The sequence below is a fragment of the Botrimarina hoheduenensis genome, from assembly GCF_007859815.1.
Classification (GTDB): Bacteria; Planctomycetota; Planctomycetia; order Pirellulales; family Lacipirellulaceae; genus Botrimarina; species Botrimarina hoheduenensis.
In genome coordinates this window covers 545,317-561,610 of the sequence record NZ_SJPH01000002.1, presented here as the reverse complement: position 1 = coordinate 561,610, position 16,294 = coordinate 545,317, and the positions used below count along the sequence as shown (strand labels likewise).

Here is a 16,294-nt window from a genome sequence, read left to right as displayed (position 1 = left end):
CGGCCCAGAATCCTCTGACGGATTTTGTACCCTTGTACGGTTTCAGCCCCTAACCGCGGCAATCAGTGCAAGTGATGGTCCGCGCCCGCACCCGTTGACAGCACTGATAGCGGCACCAGCCGTGGAGACTTGGGGTGACTTTGCTGGTTGTATCGGTTTCTTCGACATTTAGGGTTACGCGGGCCGTGCCGACGTTCCGATATCGCTGTTGATGCTCTCCGTAAGGTGCGGCCTAGCCGTCCCTTTTTGGTAGATCGCCGGCCCGAAAACGCCTCGGGCTGTCACGAACAGTGAGACGGGATCCTCAAGCCATGCTCCAACGCTTGTCGTTACGCCTGCCCCTGATGCTGGCCTTTGCTTACGCCGCTTCGCTGACAGCGCACGCCGCTGCCCAGCACATCATCTACGCCGAGGACCTTCCTCGGGGGGTTCAAACGCAAGGAGCCGCGGCGGGCTACCCAGGCCATCAAGGCCAGGCCTACGCTCAGCCGTACCATCAGCCACAGGCGATGGCACCAGGCCGACAAATCAGCCAGCAGCCACTGCAGCAACGCCCCTCGGTGTTCTCGTCGCTTGGCGGAATCAAGCGGCTATGGAGCGATGGCGAGCCCCAGCCCACACCTAAAGCGGTTCAACCGACCAGCGAAGCGAGTCAGTTCGGCTCGCGTCGGGGTTCGCCGCGCGGTGCCCGGAGTGTGCCTCAGTTTGCCCATCAGCCGAGCCCGACTCCTTCGGCCAAATCGGCCCCCAGCTCGCCGGGGCTGCTGAACCGACTCAGCCAATCTCTGTTTGCGAGCGATCCGGCGGCGTCGGCACCTCCCCAACGAAGCGTGCCCCCCCAGGATCTCGCTCTGGCCGCCTACAACGAACGGGCTCCGCGTTCAGGATCCGTCTCGGTACCTGCTCAGCGTCCGATGCGCGGCGGCATTCTCGCCACACCACGCCAAGCGCCTCAGGGCCTGCTCTCGGACTTGGGCTGGGGAGGAAGCGAGTCCGAGGAGCCCGCTCGCCAAGAAGTCGCCGCGTCGCGCGGTCGTCAGAGTGCTTCGGCCATTCCCACCACCTCGCAGCCTGGTCTGTCGCGTGTGGTCGCCGCAGCACCGCTGAACACGGCACCGAGCCATGTGATCGAACGGGTAACGGCACCAAGCCGCCCGCAGGGCATCGCTGCTGAACGACACGACCCGCTGTCTCAGATGATGCTCCCCTCTGAGCCGGCCCCCCTCTCCGCGTCGCCTGCACGCCTGGCACCGCAGGGTCCCGACGACATTGCCGGGATGATCGTAGTTTCAGACACAGCGGCTGCCCCCACTGCGGTAAGCAGCAGCAAGAAGAAGGGCCCGCGCGAGATCGCTAATCCCCATGTGATGGCAACCCCGGAACGCACGCCGGTGGCTGCCTCAAAGGCACCAGCCGCGGTCTCTCCCAAGCAGCCGGCCGCCGCTCAGCAAGCCACATCACAAGCCAAGCTTCCCGTTGTGGCCACAAAGCCACGACCAACTGGAGTGGCTGCTTCATCGGAACCGTCGCAGGGGTCAATGCCCTCGGCGCAAGCTCCGACGGCGTTGCCGTCGCGTGACACTTTGCCAACGCTTGCTGAAAAGTCTGCTGCGAAACTTCCCGCGACCAAGCCCCAAGCGACCCTGCCCCAAGCGACCCCGCCGCAGGTAAGCCGTCCCTCTCAAGACGAAACCCTACCGGTAGTTGTCGAAAGCCTGCACCTGCCGCCCGAGCCGAAGCTCGCCGTGACGCCTGAAAACGATTTCGATTCGCAGCCGCTTGCGACGCCGACCCAACGTGTCGCCAAGCCCCAAGACCCTGCTCAAGTGGCGGCGGCTCCGCTGATGATCTCTCGGCCCGCTTACGAAAAAACTGATCTTCAAGCCACCGCCGCGCCCTTCCCTTCAGAAACGGTAGAAGACCGCGTTGAAGACTGGGCAATCGTCGCCGACACGCCGCGTGTCGCTCCCCGTCATCTGACGGAGATCGAAGAGCAGCCCGCGATGGTCGAACCCTCGCCGCGTGCTCGCGACCTGCTGACCGAGGCGCGTGATCTGGGTGCCGAAGCCACAACACCCGATGATTTCCAAGCCGTTGTGCAACGCTGCCGCTACGTGCTGGCCATCGATGAGTCTCCTGAAGCGATCGGCTACGCCAACAAGCTGGCCGCATGGGCGTTGACCAAGCGGGGCGAGCTGCTGATGGATGCGGAGCAACCCGTCGAAGCCGGCATCGACTTCGAAGAAGCGCTGCGGTGCGAGGCCGATTGCTGGCGGGCCCTGCACAACCTTGGCATCCTGGCTGCGCAACGTGGTGACAACGCGAAGGCACGTGATCTGTTTCGTAAGACGCTTGACCTGAATCCCGAGTACGCCAAGGCGCACTCGAATTTGGCGGCACTTTCGGTGATCGACGGCGAGTTCGAGGACGCGCTGAGCGAGTATCGAACCGCCATTCTGATCGATCCGGACCTGGGCGTCGCCCATGCCGGACGCGGACGCGTGTGCCATATGCTTGGCAAACTCGACGCGGCTCTGCGTCACCTCGACGCGGCGTTCCTGCTGAACCCCAACGACAGCTCGATCGCGTCCGCCCGCGGCGACCTGCTCGTGGACCTCGGTCGCTACGGATTGGCCAAAGAAGCCTATGCCCGAGCGATCGATCAGTCGCCGAACGATCCGACGGCCCATCGCAACCTGGCTTGGCTCCTGGCAACCTGCCCGGTCGAAGCTTACCGCAACGGCCAAGAAGCGCTCGCACACGCCGCCCAGGCCGAGCGTTTGCTAGAAACGCCCGACGATATCCTGCTGGATACCACCGCGGCCGCCCTGGCCGCCGCCGGTCGCTTTGAAGAAGCGAGCCAGGTGGCTCGCGACGCGATCGCGATCGCTCCCGAGCCCGATGCTACCGAGTATCGCCAACGACTGGCGCTCTACGAGCAGGGAGAAGCGTTCCTGACTCAGCCGGCGGTGCGTCAGGCTTCGCAGAGCAACCCTTTGCTCCGCTAACCATAATAGAACAAGCCCGGAATCGTGGACGTCTTCCGTGCCGATTCCCTGTTCGGCAACGAGGACGGGGCTACCGATCGAAGCGCCAACCTTATGTGTTGGCATGATGGGGGGGGATGCGAAGGCTCGGCCGATTTAGGCCGAGCCTTTCATTTTTTTACCGGCTGGTAACTCCTGAGTGGCACTCCGGCGAACGCCATTCAGGCGCTTGCAGGGCTCACCGCTCAATGGGCAATTCGATCCTCTGGGTGACGTGCTTCAAGGTCGCCACGAGCGCTTGCTCGCCCATCGGCGTAACCGCGTCAGACGCAATGTTGCTGAGCACCACAACTCCGGCATAGCGCTCAGGCTTTGGCAGAACCGTGACTGCCAGATAGGCGGTGTAGCCGCCCGTCATACCCGCATGCACCCACGAGACCCCATCGCGCGCGCCATGCCATCCCAACCCGACGCGGGGCGTTTCCTCGGCCGGGCTATGAAGGGTCGTTGCTAAAGCCAGCGCACGGATTACCGGTTCGGCGGGCAGTTTCGGATCGGCCCTGCGGGCGGAGATCACCGCGTCGATGAGCTTGATCAGGTCGTCGGCAGTCGAGCGAATCCCGCCGGCCGCCACCAAGGCATCAAAAGTCCAGGCTCGGCCGGCTGCCTTGTTGCTGAAGTGAGCTGGGGCAAAGCGCTGCTGCTGCTCTGCGCTCAACTCGATCGTGGTATCGCTCATTCCGAGCGGGTCGGTTATTCGTTCGCGCAGCAACACCTCATAGGGCGTGTGAGCCGCTCTTTCGACAACCATGCCCAACAGTCCCATGCCGTAGTTGGAGTACTCGTAGCTGCCCGGTGCGCGGGGGGGTTGGTAACCCGCCAAGGCCTTCCAAGCCATCTCGTCCGTGTAGCTCCGGTACGGATCCGTGGGGTCCATAAACCAGATGAGCATGTTCGGCGGCAGTCGTGGCAGACCCGACCGGTGCGTCGCGAGGTGCCGTAGTGTGATCGGAGCCTCCTGTGGCTTGAGCTCGATCCCCTCCGGGAGGTAGGAGGCCAGCTGATCGTCAATCGTCAGCTCGCCACGCAGGTTCGCATCGGCCAGCAGCGTGCCCGTGAAGACTTTGGAAACCGAACCGATCTCGTAAAGCGTTTTTCCATCCGGCGCGGGTCCGGCGGGCTGCACGGAGCCATAGGATAAAACCAGCCGTTCGGTCGGTGTTACCACACCCACCACGCAGCCGATCAGTTTGTCGTCAACAACCGGCTGCACGATCGCGTCCAGCGTGGCCCTGAGCGGTGCCTCTCCGGCGGGGGGTTGCGCTCGCAGGGGTAGTGACGCCAAGAGCAGCCACAAGAATTGCAGCAGAAAGTTTGCGAAGAAGAGCTTCCGCTGCATGCTGCGCTCGGAGTTCGTGCGAAAGGACGTGCCGGGTCGGCGGCCTCGTGCGACGCTAGGCGCGCTCCCCCATAGGGCGAAAGCCCGCCTAAATGGTCCCTTAGCACAGGGGCTTAAGGTCGAGCCGCTTGAAGCAAAAGGGCCTAATACAACTGCATTTCGTCGCTACGACGGCTTTCTTGCCGGTAGCCTCCGGAGCTGATTTGTGGCGGCTGCAATCAGAGCCGCGCAGCGATAGACTAGTTGCCATACCCTAGCCCCGCTACGCCGCCCTCGGAAAGGACTCGCGCCCGTTATGCCCAAGCACATCTTCGTTACCGGCGGTGTCGTCAGCTCGCTCGGCAAAGGGCTCACCAGCGCGTCGATCGGCATGCTGCTCGAAAAACGCGGCCTGTCGGTGCGGATGCAGAAGCTCGATCCGTATCTGAACGTCGATCCGGGCACCATGAGCCCCTATCAGCACGGCGAGGTCTACGTGCTGGACGACGGCTCGGAAACCGACCTCGATCTGGGCCACTACGAGCGCTTCACCAGCGGTCCCCTCACGCGGCATTCCAACTACACCACCGGGCAGATCTACCAATCGGTCATCGATAAAGAACGCCGCGGTGAGTTCCTCGGCAAGACCGTCCAGGTCATCCCGCACGTAACCGATGAGATCAAACAGTGCATCGCCAAAGCCGCCAAGGCGACCGACACCGAGGCGGCACCGGATGTCGTGATCACCGAGATCGGCGGCACGGTCGGCGACATCGAGAGTCAGCCATTCATGGAAGCCATTCGGCAGTTTGCCTTTGACGCCGGCAAAGACGAACGGGGCAAAAACAATTGCCTTTTCATCCACCTCACCCTCGTGCCCTATCTGAAGGCGGCCCGCGAGCTCAAGACCAAGCCCACGCAGCACTCGGTCGGACTGCTCAGGCAGATCGGTATCCAGCCCGACGTTCTTGTGTGCCGCAGCGAGCAGCCAATCGGCCGCGACGATCGTGAGAAGATCGCCCTCTTCTGCAATGTGCCCGTCGATGCGGTGATCGAAGAACGCGACAAGGACTTCTCGATCTACGAGGTCCCCTTCAGCCTGCACGACAACCGGCTCGACGGCATCGTCTGCGATCGGCTCGGCCTCGAAACCCATGAACCCAATCTGGACGACTGGCGCGACCTGCTCAATCGCTTGCGCCGGCCCGACCATGAGATCAGCATCGCGGTGGTGGGCAAGTACGCCGAGCACCGCGACGCATATAAATCGATCTACGAGTCGATCGATCACGCCGGGATCGCCCATAAGGCACAGATCCGCATCGGCCGCATCCGCAGCGAAGATGTCGAAGCCGAGGGGCCCGAGCGGCTGCTCTCCGGCTACGACGGTCTGCTGGTTCCCGGAGGCTTCGGCGAGCGCGGCATCGAGGGCAAAGTCCAGGCGATCCGCTGGGCTCGCGAACGCGGCGTCCCCTTCTTTGGTATCTGCCTGGGCATGCAGTGCGCGGTGGTGGAATTCGGGCGGCACGTGGTCGGACTCGAAGGCGCCCACAGCACCGAATTCGACAAGGACACGCCGCACCCGGTGATCTGCCTGCTCGACGAGCAACGGGCGATCACCAACAAGGGGGGCACCATGCGCCTCGGCGCGCAGCCGGCGGTGCTGGCCCCGGGCTCGCTGGCGGCCGCATGCTACGGCATCGACCAAGTCTCCGAGCGGCACCGCCACCGGTACGAGTTCAATAATCAGCAGTTTCGACAGCAGTACGAGGCGCACGGCTTCCGCTTCAGCGGCACGAGCCCCGACGGCAAACTGGTCGAGGTGATCGAGCTCCCTCCGGCAACCGAAGAAAACGGCCACCCGTGGTTCCTCGCTGTGCAGTATCACCCTGAGTTCAAGAGCAAGCCGATCGCCGCGCAGCCGCTGTTTGCCGGTTTTGTCGGGGCCGCGGTCGAGCACCGCAAGCGCAAGGGCGAGCGCCCCACGCAATCACCCGCGTCATCAGCAGGTGATCCAAGCAAGCAAAAAGTCCAGGGCAGCGAATCAAGATGAGCGAAGAAAAAAAGATCATCATCGACGAAGACTGGAAGTCGCAGGTCGCCGCTGAAAAGGAAGCGGCCCAGCAGCAAACAACCACCTCCGAACCGCAAACCCCGGCGACCGGTCAAGCGTCTGCGTCTGGCACCCCCGCCGATCCGCCGCTGCCGCCGGCCTCGTTCGGCATGCTCCTGTCATCGCTGGCGACCGAAGCGATGATGGCGATGGGGCACTTCCCGCACCCGCTGACGGGAGAAACGACCCCGCATCGCGAGCAAGCGAAGTACCTGATCGACACGATCGACATGCTTCGCATGAAGACCAAGGGCAACCTCTCGGCAGACGAGTCCGCCGCCGTGGAAGACGTGCTGCACCAGCTGCGCATGGCGTTCGTCACCAACCCCGCGCCGCCGCAGACGCCGGCTGGTAAGTTCAGCGCCGAGTCTTAAGCCCTCGGTGTCGTTGTTGTTCGGAGTCGTTGCTGTTCGGTAAAGAAAAGGCCAAGCCAGGGGAAGGTGCCAAGATGCTGCTCGATAAAACGGTTCGATTCTCCCTCGCGGGTTGTCTCCTGGCTCAGATGCTGGTGTCAATCAGCCTGGGCTCGGATTGGCCACAATGGCGCGGGCCGACCCGTGATGGCGTGGCACAGGGGACGGCCTGGCCTGAGTCGTTGGGCGAGGATGTGCTCAAGCTGAGCTGGCGCGTTGAGTTAGGGCCGAGTTACTCGGGACCGATTGTTGTCGGTGACCGTGTCTTCACGACCGAAACCCGCGACGAACAAACCGAGGTTGCCTCTGCCTACGACCGTCGAACAGGCAAGCGGCTGTGGGAAGCGGAGTGGCCCGGCTCGCTAACGGTGCCCTTCTTCGCGGCGTCTAACGGCAGCTGGATCCGCGCCACGCCCGTCGCCAATACCGATACGCTGTTTGTGGCGGGGATCCGAGACGTACTCGTTGCCCTCGATACGCAGACCGGGGCACAGCGCTGGCGGCTCGACTTTCCCGCTGAGTTGGGCTCAGAGGCCCCCAAGTTTGGCTGTGCATCTTCGCCGCTCTTGGATAGCGACTACCTTTACGCACAAATGGGCGGCGGCTTTGTAAAGGTCCACCAGCAGACAGGCAAGGTTGCTTGGCGCGTGGCTCCCGATGGCGGCGGCATGTCGGGAGGCGCTTTCAGCTCTCCTTACTTGACCAATGATAACGGTCAACGGCTGGCTGTTGTTCAAACACGGGAAGCCCTTAAAGGCATCGACGCCGAGACCGGTGACGAGCTCTGGACACAAACGATCGAAGCCTTTCGAGGCATGAACATCCTCACTCCCGTGCTCTACGACGGCAAACTCTTCACGAGCGCACACACCGGGCGTTCGCAGTTATGGCGTCGCGACGGCGACGACCCCGGCCGTCTTCAGCAGGTCTGGTCAAACAAGTCCCAAGCCTACATGTCTTCACCCGTCGTGGTTGGCGATCACCTTTACCTGCACTTACGCAACCAACGTATCCAATGTCTTGATCTGAAAACTGGCGAAGAGGCCTGGCGCACCCAGCCCTACGGCAAGTACCAAAGCATGGCCGTGCTCGGGGATCGCATCCTAGCGCTCGATGAACGGGGTGAGCTCCTTCTGTTCCGTGCTAATCCGGAAACATTTGAGGAGATCGACCGCCGACCGATCAGCGAGGCCGAAACCTGGGCCCACATCGCGGTGTGCGGCGGGCAGCTCTTTGTCCGTGAGCTACACGCCCTGGCGGTATACGACTGGGTCCAGGAATAACCCAAGCCTCCAGCGTCAGGAGCGTGTTGCGATACGCTTTGCTGAGCAGCTGTCCCGCGTGGTGCGCACTTGGAAGAACCAACACGGGCCCTGCGCGGGAATCTCGCCAGGGACGCAGCAACCCTAGCGTTTTTCAACCAACAAGGGCGGATAAAGATAAAGGAGATTACTAGCGAGGTGGTCGCCGTGCGCGAAGCGTAGACTCAACCTACGGCGCACCTCACACGTCGGGCCTGCCCTCAAAAACTCTAACACGCGCGATTGGAAAAGAGTCAACATGATCGGAGTCCTGTCGCTGTTAGTTGCGCTAACGCTTTCGCTGCTGATCACCCGCGTCGCGGCCATGGCTTTGATGTTCACGGGCTTATCACGCGAAGCGGCCAAGTTCCAAGCAAGATCGGCGTTCACTGGCGTTGGCTACACGACGCAAGAGTCAGAGCGAACCGTCAATCATCCGGTCCGCCGCCGGATCATTATGGCCTTGATGCTGATGGGTAACATCTGAGTCGCCACCGTTGCGGCGACCATCATGATGTCGTTCATGAGCACCACGGGCGCTTCGGTAACGCAGCGGACTATCACCCTCGCGCTTCTGGCTGCTGGACTTCTGCTTCTCTGGCTGATCTTCAACAGCCGATGGATCGAGCGGCACATGAATCGCGTCATCGCCTGGACACTGAAGAAATTTACCGACCTGGATGTTCGCGACTACGTCGCTCTCTTAGAGCTCTCCAATGGGTACGCCGTCTCCGAAATGCTGGTTGAATCAACCGATTGGCTTGCTGGCAAGTGCTTAGCGGATCTTTGGCTCTCTGACGAAGGAATCCTGGTCCTGGGTATCAGGTCCAGCGCGGGGGCTTTTCATGGCTCGCCACGCGGCGGCGATATTGTCAGCGCAAGCGACACGCTGATTCTGTATGGCGATCTTGAGAATATCGAAGAGCTTGATCGTCGCCGTGCCGGCCGCGCGGGTGACAAAGAGCACTCCCATGCGGTCGAAGAACAGGGCGAGCTGGAAGAAACGCTATAACGAGATCGGGAACCTCAGCCCTAGGACATGGCAGCTGCTATCCGCCACAGGATCGGGAGCCCCTCCAAGGCGATGCCGCTGGGGGCGAGGCGATGCCAGCCCGGCAAGATTATCGATTCAGGGGTCACAAGATTCGCCCCGGCGATCGGCCGACACAGCGGGCCGATGAACCCGCCGTGGTAGACACCCCCTAGCTGGTTTCCCGCCCCGATTAATCGCCGCGGGTGAGGCAACATCGGCAACAAAGCAATCTGCAGAACTTGCTGAGGTCGTGTTCGCGGAGAGCGATTTGGGTCTCATCCAACCGTCTCTCTAGAACGGTTTGACAATCGTTCCTAAGTCGTCACGCTCGCAGGTCTTCGGGCACGTCAGCTAACGCAGCGTCGCCGAGGACGTAGCTTCTGCCGACCAGTTCGGCATCGTGGTTCACGAGGTCGGGGAAACGCACACCCGGCAAGACTTCGACGGCGAAGATCTCCTGCACGCCTTCCTCGAAGCGGCAGAAGCCGAGGGTCTCGCCCGTCTCGATGTTGAGCACCCAGACGCCGCAGGTGCGTTCATCGGCTTTTTTCAATCGCTCGACCAACGGGATGCCGCTGAAGATGGCCGATTCGCGGACTTGTGAGAGGCCAAGAAAAGCCAGCGGGCCGAGGAAGCTCAGGCCTCGGGTGAACCCGGGGAACTGGGCGATCGGTTCGTACTTGCCGGTCGCTGGGTCGACCTTACCAATCGTGCCGTCGCCACTCTCCAAGAGCCAGAGCTGGCCGTTGTACCAGCGGGGGGAGTGCGGCATCGACAGGCCGCGGGCGATGATCTCGTGCGAGTCGATATCAATCAGCAGGCCGCCGTCGCGTTTGTTCTCACGCCAGCCGCCAGGCTCGTTGGTAGTTCCCAACGCCGTCACGTACTTCACCCGGCCGTCGCGTGTCGCCAGGCCGTTGAGGTGGCAGTTGTCGCCCGGCGCCATCTGCTTGATAAACTTGGGCCGCCAGATAGGTTCGAAACTGTTCTCTTCGCTCCGCTTCGTCAGGCAGCTGAACGCCGTGTTGACGAAGACCAGCTCGCCCGGCTCCTCGGGGCCGCCAACGAACGCCATCTCGTGGATCTGGATATCGCCCGTGCAGTGGCTGCGGCGCGGCAGGAAGCAGGCGTCGTGCTTGGCTTGGGTGCTCGGGTAGTCTTCGGACTCGTCGAGCTTCTTGCAGACCGCTGGGACGTTATGGAACTCCCAGATGTCGATGCTACAACCGACGGCCAGCTTCCCGCCGTCGAGCGCTAGCCCCATCGGCTTGTTGAGGTTGCGGAAGTGTGTGTTGAGCACGCCCGCATCCTCGCGCAACACGACCAGCTTGCCCGCTTGGTACGTCGTGACGAGGATCGACGCGCCGAGTTGCTTGAGCAACACCGGAAAACTGGTGGTGTGGACGCTGCGTAGTGGTTCGCTAGCCACGTCGCCTACGGGCTGCGAGACATTATCCGTCATTCAAAGCCGCCCAGCGCCAGGGTGAGGATTGCGTCTTCCTCCGACTCGTCGTCTGCCGTGGCAAACGCCTCGTCGAGAATCGTTTCCGCCTCACTGTATGACCGACCGCCAGCTAGCAACAACAGCAGTGGGTCGTCGCTGCTGATATTCGCCAGTGGCGAGGCGTCTCGGTCGGAGACTGTATAGCTTCCCTTGGGAAGTGTTTCAGCGAAGAAGTAAGCGGGAACGATGTCCTTGGAGGCAGGCGGGGTCGTGGCCTCGATCGGGGTCACCGGTCCAGACGAAGCCCCAACCGCCCGACGGAAAGTGGCTGTGGGTGTCCAGATGCAGCTGCGAGGCGAACCCCAACTGCCGTAGGTTGTTTTGGCACGCCACCCTCCGGGCCGCCTCGCGAGCCGCCTGGATAGCGGGCAAGAGCATTGCGATGAGGATGCCGATGATGGCGATCACCACCAGCAGTTCAATAAGCGTTAACGCACTACGGGGGCAGAACAAAGCAGCGATTCCAGGGCTAGACGGCGAGCTGAGTATCGTAGCAGCCCATCAATCTTAGGGCTCGTATGGTGTCAAAAATCGGCCGAGGCTTATCGGCTTGTTTTCAGGGTTTGCCGTAGAGTGGGTCCAGCATTATCGGCCGAGATTTTGTGAGCCGTGCCCAAAAGTCCGGACGAGAGTGCACGGGTGACCCATTGTGGGCATTTTCGCGGTTTCCCAATCGGCTGAGACGCAGGTGTCGAAACGATTAGCCTCACGGCCGAACTGACAGCGGTTGGGCCAAACTCAGCGGCTAAGGACCGACACAAGCTGCAAGGGGTGCTGCTGACTCCGGGCGGTTTGCTGGCCTCTCTAACCTGTCCGGCGCGCGGCACGCTTCCCCCTCAAGCAACTCCAACCGATCCCGCACCGGTACCTCAGAGCGGGCAGGCGGTCGGCATCGCGGGGGGCACCATGACCTTCACCCAACGCCGGGCATTACTCGCCGTGCACCATGCGGATCAGGTCCGCGACCGTGCGGTGCGACTCGACCGGGTGGCGCAAGGGCCGGTTGTGGTGAACCTCGTAGCGATTGCGGCGACCGTCGCGCTCGCGACTCAAGACGCCGGCGGCTTCCAATTCGGAAACGATCTTCTGCACGGCCCGCTCTGTGATGCGGACCCGCTCGGCAATGTCGCGCAACCGCAACTCCGGATCGGCGGCGAGCACCATCAACACGTGCGCGTGGTTGCTCAAGAAGGTCCAGACGGTGGCCCCCTCGGCCGTTGTTGGCTTACCTGAGTCGCTGGGCGAGCACGGCGCATCCACGGAAGACCCCGTGGCGGTTGCTTGTATGCCCCGTGGGCTTCGAGCGGCCGGCTGCACTGCGGTCCTCTCCGGCAACCCGCCACCCGTCGCGGCGGGTTGGGATGCGGCCAAAGCAGCCGTGCGAGATAATTCTGGAGAAGTCATGGGGTTGACGGGGGAGGTCGTACGATACGATAAAGTACGTATATTATTTCCTGTTTTAGTGTTCGTGATTTGATTATCGCCTTACGGGGGTCGTTCCGCCAGCCGGTCGGCTCTCGTTTCGCGCAGAATTCGCGATAAAGCAGGACCAGCATGTCCATTATCACCCGCGACGCATCCAACATGAGTCAGCCCTCGTCCGCCGCCAGCAGCCCCTCGGCTTCGCCAGCCACGCGCACCGCCATCACCGTCGCCCGGGGCGATGGGATCGGCCCGGAGATCATGCAAGCCGCGCTGCGCGTGCTGGACGCCTGTGGGGCGGACCTCGACTACGAATTTGTCGAGATCGGCGAGAAGGTTTATGCCAAGGGGGTCAGCGCCGGCATCGAAGAGGCGACCTGGAAGTCGCTCCGCCGGACCGGCGTCTTCCTGAAGGCACCGATCACCACTCCGCAGGGAGGCGGCTTCAAGTCGCTCAACGTAACCATCCGCAAGACCCTCGGCTTGTATGCCAACGTGCGGCCCTGTGTGGCCTACCACCCGTTCGTGCAGTCACGCTTCCCGGCGATGGATGTCGTCATTGTTCGCGAGAACGAAGAGGACACCTACGCGGGCATCGAGCACCGGCAAACGAATGAGGTCGTGCAGTGCCTGAAGCTCATCAGCCGACCGGGTTGCGAGAAGATCGTGCGGCACGCGTTTGAGTATGCCCGCGCGAGCGGACGAAAGAAGGTCACCTGCTTTACGAAAGACAACATCATGAAAGCCACCGACGGATTGTTCCGTCAGGTGTTCAACGAGATCGCCGTTGAGTATCCGGAGATCGAGAACGATCACTGGATCATCGACATCGGCGCGGCGAAGCTAGCAGACTCGCCAGAAGAGTTCGATGTGATCGTGACTCTCAACTTGTATGGCGACATCATCAGCGATATCGCGGCGCAGATCACGGGCAGCGTGGGCCTGGGCGGCAGCGCCAACATCGGCGAGCGGTGCGCCATGTTCGAGGCGATCCACGGCAGCGCGCCGATGATCGCGGGCCAGGGTGTGGCCAACCCTTCCGGGTTGCTGCTCGCCGCCGTGCAAATGCTGTTGCACGTGGGCAAGCCCGCCCCCGCCACGAAGCTCCACAACGCCTGGCTGCGGACCCTCGAAGACGGCGTCCACACGGCCGACATCTACGACTCGCAGCACAGCCACGAGAAGGTGGGCACCCAGGCGTTTGCCGAGGCGGTGATCGCCCGCGTTGGTCAACAGCCGCAGAAACTGCAAGCAGTCTCGTACGAAGCGGCTTCTGCAGCGGGAGCCAACTCCGCTTCCGCCAAGAAGCCCGCCACACCGGCTGCGAAGCCGGTGAAACTGCTCGTGGGGGTGGATGTTTTCCTCGATTGGGACCAGCCCGGTCGCAACGCCGACGAGCTTGCGAAGCAGCTGGCAGCGGCGGCAGACAACACCGGCCTCAAGCTCAAGATGATCACCAACCGGGGCGTTAAGGTCTGGCCGGGCGGTTTCCCCGAGACGTTCTGCACCGACCACTGGCGGTGCCGGTTTATCAGCGCCGGCGAAGCGGGCGGCACGGTCAGCCACGGTGCGATCCTCGCGCTGTTGACCAAGGTGGCAAGCGCGGGGCTCGACTTCATCAAGACCGAGCACCTGTGCACGTTTGATGGCAAGCTGGGCTACTCGCTGGGTCAGGGCGAGTGATCGCGATGCAAAAGAGAGCGGGGCCGCGGAACGAGTTCCGTTGGCCCCGCTCCATCGCGGGTCCTGAATTGTGCCCGCGGGCTTTGCCGCGGCAGCGATAGAACCAAGCAGCGCCACGCCCACGTTACGGACAACGATTGGCATCCGTTGCCGAACACCGCTCCATCGTTGGACTTGCACCCCGCCGCTGACAACGGTCGTGGTTAACGAAAAAAACATGTCCGACGTCGGGCGTGGCGACCGCTTGGTTCGATCCTTAATGTTTTGGGCATCGGCCCGTGGCTGCTGCGACGGGAGGGGGCCGATCGTGGCGGGGTTTCGGAGTGTTTCGGGAGGGGGGGCGGGACTTTCTCAGATGCTAGCTAACAAGGTCTTCGTAGAGATCGCGGTACCCCGGCAAGGCTTCGGCCAAGTGGTCGGCCCAGGCCTCGGGGTGCCACAGCTCGACACACACCGCGGCACCAACAACGTTGACACTGCCGCCCGGCTCGACCGCTAGCAACTCGCGAAATCCTTCAGGGATAACCAGCCTGCCCCTGCCGGCAATCGCTGTCACACGTTGCCGGGTCGACAGCAGTCGACCGAGCCGCTGAACATCGGCAAGACGGCGTTCGAGTCGGCCGCTTGCCAGCTTGCCTTTTAGGATTTCTGCCGCTTGGCGTTGGTGCTCCTCCCAGTGCTCGCGGTTCCACAGGCTGAGGCATCCGCGGCGTTCTTTGGCGATCAGGCACTCGCTTGAGCCGGCCACCAAGCGCTCGGCCATGTCTTCCGGCAACGAAAGCCGAAAGCGTTGGTCGAGCGTACGGGTCGCCTCGCCTAAAAACACCGCTTTGTTCTGCTCTGTGGCCAGCGTGCTGGAAGGAAACCGTGCGAAGGTGGCCCTTCCCTGGCCACAGCAAGCCTCTCTTGTGGGTTCTTTGCCCACCAGATTGGCTAAACGGCAAGATTACGGGAGTTTCCACCCAAATCAACCCTTCTTCTGCCAGGAATCCGCAAACCCCACCGCCAGCGGGCCGGTTCGGGTTGAAGAAGGTCCGCTTAGCTGCGCTGTTGCTAGCACCAACTGAACTGGCAGGAGGAGAGCCGATTTTCTATTTCTCCCCTTGGCCGATGGCTGGCCACTAGAACGCACGTTTTATTCGCGATTGGGCCGAACGCTGTGATCCTTTCGTTCCAAACCGATCAACGGGTTGTCGTTACCGGCATTGGGCTGGTGACGTCGGTGGGTGCCGATCGCGAAACTTCGTGGGCCGCCTTGCAGCGTGGCGAGTCCGGCGCTCGTCGGCTGCCGCCGCACCCCGACCTGCCCGCCGGCACACTTGCGGCGACGGTCGAAAATCTGCCGCTCGACTTCCCCGGACAGACCAAGCATCTGCCGATGCTGCGCAGCGCTGCCCGCGAGGCGCTCAGCGACGCCGGCCTCGAAGAACCCCTCCAGCGGCGCGAGGCGGGGCTAGAACCGCACCGCATCGGCTGCTTGATCTCGACCCACATGGGTGACCTGCGTCACACCGCGCTGCGCTTGGGACTCAGCGATCGCTTGCCAGCCCCCGAGTGGCCCTGGTGGACCCAGTGGTCTCCGAACTCGGCGGCGACCTACCTGACGCACGAGTTCGAAATCCACGGCATCTGCCAGACCTTAGCTGCTGCTTGCGCTTCGAGTTTGCTCGCGATCAACCAAGCGGCGCGTGAACTGCGTGAGGGCCGCTGCGACGCGATCCTGGCGGGCGGATCGGAAGCCGTTGAGCCGCTCATGGCGGCCGGATTCACCCGCATGGGCGTGCTCGCAACCGCGGACACGCCCGCCCAAGCCTGCCGCCCGTTCCATCGCGATCGCAACGGATTCGTGATGGGCGAAGGGGCCGCGATCCTGATGCTCGAACGCATGGACCACGCGGTCCGGCGGGGTGCCGATATCTACGCCGAGATCCTCGGCGGGGCAGCGATGACGGACACGCACCACATCACGAGCCTAACGACCGAGGGGTCGGCCTTGCCCCACTTGCTCCGCCACACGCTGCGTAAAAGCGGTCTCGCGCCCAGCGACGTGCAACTGGTCAGCGCTCACGGCACGGGGACCCAGCAGAACGATGTGCTCGAAACGCTCGCCTTGCGCAAGGCGCTCGGTGCCGACGCGGACAAGGCAAGCGTGACCGCCACCAAGTCAGCGCTGGGGCATCTAGTGAACGCCGCGGGCGGCGCGGAGTTGGCGATCGCCTTGCTGGCCCTGCGCGATGGATTCGCCCCGCCGACGCTGAACCTCGACAACCCGGACCCACAGTGCGACCTCGATTGCACTCCTCAGATCGGTTGTCAGCGGCCGCTCGAGCACGCACTAAAAACGTCGATCGCGTTCGGGGGCCATCTGGTCGCGACGGCGGTGCGTCGCTGGAGCGGCCGACACGCACGCGCCGCGCAACCGCTCCAAACCTCTTTCTATCGACGCGCCGCCTGATCAGC

At 62.8% G+C, this 16,294-nt stretch carries 14 protein-coding genes; 8 read left to right on the top strand and 6 right to left on the bottom strand.

Annotation, left to right across the window (positions count from 1 at the left end; genetic code table 11):
- Positions 1-311 precede the first annotated feature (311 nt).
- Entirely contained in the window at positions 312-3,008 is a 2,697-nt protein-coding gene (locus Pla111_RS05990; RefSeq protein WP_146572341.1) for a tetratricopeptide repeat protein, read from the top strand.
- Between the two features lie 217 nt (positions 3,009-3,225).
- Here Pla111_RS05990 and Pla111_RS05985 read toward each other — a convergent pair whose 3' ends face one another.
- Positions 3,226-4,386 carry a serine hydrolase domain-containing protein gene (locus tag Pla111_RS05985; RefSeq protein WP_146572339.1) on the bottom strand — a complete coding sequence of 387 codons (1,161 nt, stop codon included), beginning with the start codon at positions 4,384-4,386 and terminating at the stop codon, positions 3,226-3,228.
- Positions 4,387-4,681: 295 nt separating this feature from the next.
- On the opposite strand from Pla111_RS05985, the gene Pla111_RS05980 reads away from it, so the two are divergent.
- The 5 genes from Pla111_RS05980 (at position 4,682) to Pla111_RS05960 (ending at position 9,204) form a co-directional block, all read left to right on the top strand.
- Complete coding sequence (locus Pla111_RS05980; RefSeq protein ID WP_146572337.1) at positions 4,682-6,418, top strand: CTP synthase; 1,737 nt, start codon at positions 4,682-4,684, stop codon at positions 6,416-6,418.
- Complete coding sequence (locus Pla111_RS05975; RefSeq protein WP_146572335.1) at positions 6,415-6,852, top strand: DUF1844 domain-containing protein; 438 nt, start codon at positions 6,415-6,417, stop codon at positions 6,850-6,852. The genes Pla111_RS05980 and Pla111_RS05975 overlap by 4 nt, the downstream gene beginning before the upstream one ends.
- Before the next feature lie 74 nt (positions 6,853-6,926).
- Positions 6,927-8,174, top strand: a complete 1,248-nt coding sequence (locus Pla111_RS05970; RefSeq protein ID WP_146572333.1) for a PQQ-binding-like beta-propeller repeat protein — start codon at positions 6,927-6,929, stop codon at positions 8,172-8,174.
- 277 nt (positions 8,175-8,451) lie between these two features.
- On the top strand, positions 8,452-8,679 hold the full coding sequence (locus Pla111_RS05965; protein ID WP_146572332.1) for a hypothetical protein: 228 nt from the start codon (positions 8,452-8,454) through the stop codon (positions 8,677-8,679).
- 36 nt (positions 8,680-8,715) lie between these two features.
- Positions 8,716-9,204 (top strand): TrkA C-terminal domain-containing protein, encoded by a 489-nt coding sequence (locus tag Pla111_RS05960; RefSeq protein WP_197524801.1) that lies wholly within the window; start codon positions 8,716-8,718, stop codon positions 9,202-9,204.
- A gap of 343 nt (positions 9,205-9,547) precedes the next feature.
- Here the strand turns inward: Pla111_RS05960 and Pla111_RS05955 are convergent, their stop codons facing one another.
- From Pla111_RS05955 to Pla111_RS05940, 4 genes are all read right to left on the bottom strand, one after another.
- Entirely contained in the window at positions 9,548-10,687 is a 1,140-nt protein-coding gene (locus Pla111_RS05955) for a TIGR03032 family protein (RefSeq protein ID WP_146572328.1), read from the bottom strand.
- Positions 10,684-10,959 (bottom strand): hypothetical protein, encoded by a 276-nt coding sequence (locus tag Pla111_RS05950; protein WP_146572327.1) that lies wholly within the window; start codon positions 10,957-10,959, stop codon positions 10,684-10,686. The genes Pla111_RS05955 and Pla111_RS05950 overlap by 4 nt, the downstream gene beginning before the upstream one ends.
- Positions 10,892-11,182 carry a type II secretion system protein gene (locus tag Pla111_RS17435; protein WP_391581012.1) on the bottom strand — a complete coding sequence of 97 codons (291 nt, stop codon included), beginning with the start codon at positions 11,180-11,182 and terminating at the stop codon, positions 10,892-10,894. Before Pla111_RS17435 ends, Pla111_RS05950 begins: the two co-directional genes overlap by 68 nt.
- 477 nt (positions 11,183-11,659) lie before the next feature.
- Positions 11,660-11,989, bottom strand: a complete 330-nt coding sequence (locus tag Pla111_RS05940; protein ID WP_197524800.1) for a helix-turn-helix transcriptional regulator — start codon at positions 11,987-11,989, stop codon at positions 11,660-11,662.
- Positions 11,990-12,283: 294 nt separating this feature from the next.
- Here Pla111_RS05940 and Pla111_RS05935 point away from each other — a divergent pair, with 294 nt between their 5' ends.
- Positions 12,284-13,834: an NADP-dependent isocitrate dehydrogenase gene (locus Pla111_RS05935; RefSeq protein WP_197524799.1), complete on the top strand. Its 1,551-nt coding sequence runs from the start codon at positions 12,284-12,286 to the stop codon at positions 13,832-13,834.
- Between the two features lie 358 nt (positions 13,835-14,192).
- On the opposite strand, the gene Pla111_RS05930 is transcribed toward Pla111_RS05935, so the two are convergent.
- Entirely contained in the window at positions 14,193-14,660 is a 468-nt protein-coding gene (locus Pla111_RS05930) for a division/cell wall cluster transcriptional repressor MraZ (RefSeq protein ID WP_146572323.1), read from the bottom strand.
- A 333-nt stretch (positions 14,661-14,993) separates the two neighbouring features.
- On the opposite strand from Pla111_RS05930, the gene Pla111_RS05925 reads away from it, so the two are divergent.
- Complete coding sequence (locus Pla111_RS05925; protein ID WP_146572321.1) at positions 14,994-16,289, top strand: beta-ketoacyl-[acyl-carrier-protein] synthase family protein; 1,296 nt, start codon at positions 14,994-14,996, stop codon at positions 16,287-16,289.
- Positions 16,290-16,294 lie beyond the last annotated feature (5 nt).

Coding starts and splice junctions, on each gene's coding strand:
- Pla111_RS05990 (WP_146572341.1), top strand. CDS start 312: ATGCTCCAACGCTTGTCGTTACGCCTGCCCCTGATGCTGGCCTTTGCT.
- Pla111_RS05985 (WP_146572339.1), bottom strand. CDS start 4,386: ATGCAGCGGAAGCTCTTCTTCGCAAACTTTCTGCTGCAATTCTTGTGG.
- Pla111_RS05980 (WP_146572337.1), top strand. CDS start 4,682: ATGCCCAAGCACATCTTCGTTACCGGCGGTGTCGTCAGCTCGCTCGGC.
- Pla111_RS05975 (WP_146572335.1), top strand. CDS start 6,415: ATGAGCGAAGAAAAAAAGATCATCATCGACGAAGACTGGAAGTCGCAG.
- Pla111_RS05970 (WP_146572333.1), top strand. CDS start 6,927: ATGCTGCTCGATAAAACGGTTCGATTCTCCCTCGCGGGTTGTCTCCTG.
- Pla111_RS05965 (WP_146572332.1), top strand. CDS start 8,452: ATGATCGGAGTCCTGTCGCTGTTAGTTGCGCTAACGCTTTCGCTGCTG.
- Pla111_RS05960 (WP_197524801.1), top strand. CDS start 8,716: ATGAGCACCACGGGCGCTTCGGTAACGCAGCGGACTATCACCCTCGCG.
- Pla111_RS05955 (WP_146572328.1), bottom strand. CDS start 10,687: ATGACGGATAATGTCTCGCAGCCCGTAGGCGACGTGGCTAGCGAACCA.
- Pla111_RS05935 (WP_197524799.1), top strand. CDS start 12,284: ATGTCCATTATCACCCGCGACGCATCCAACATGAGTCAGCCCTCGTCC.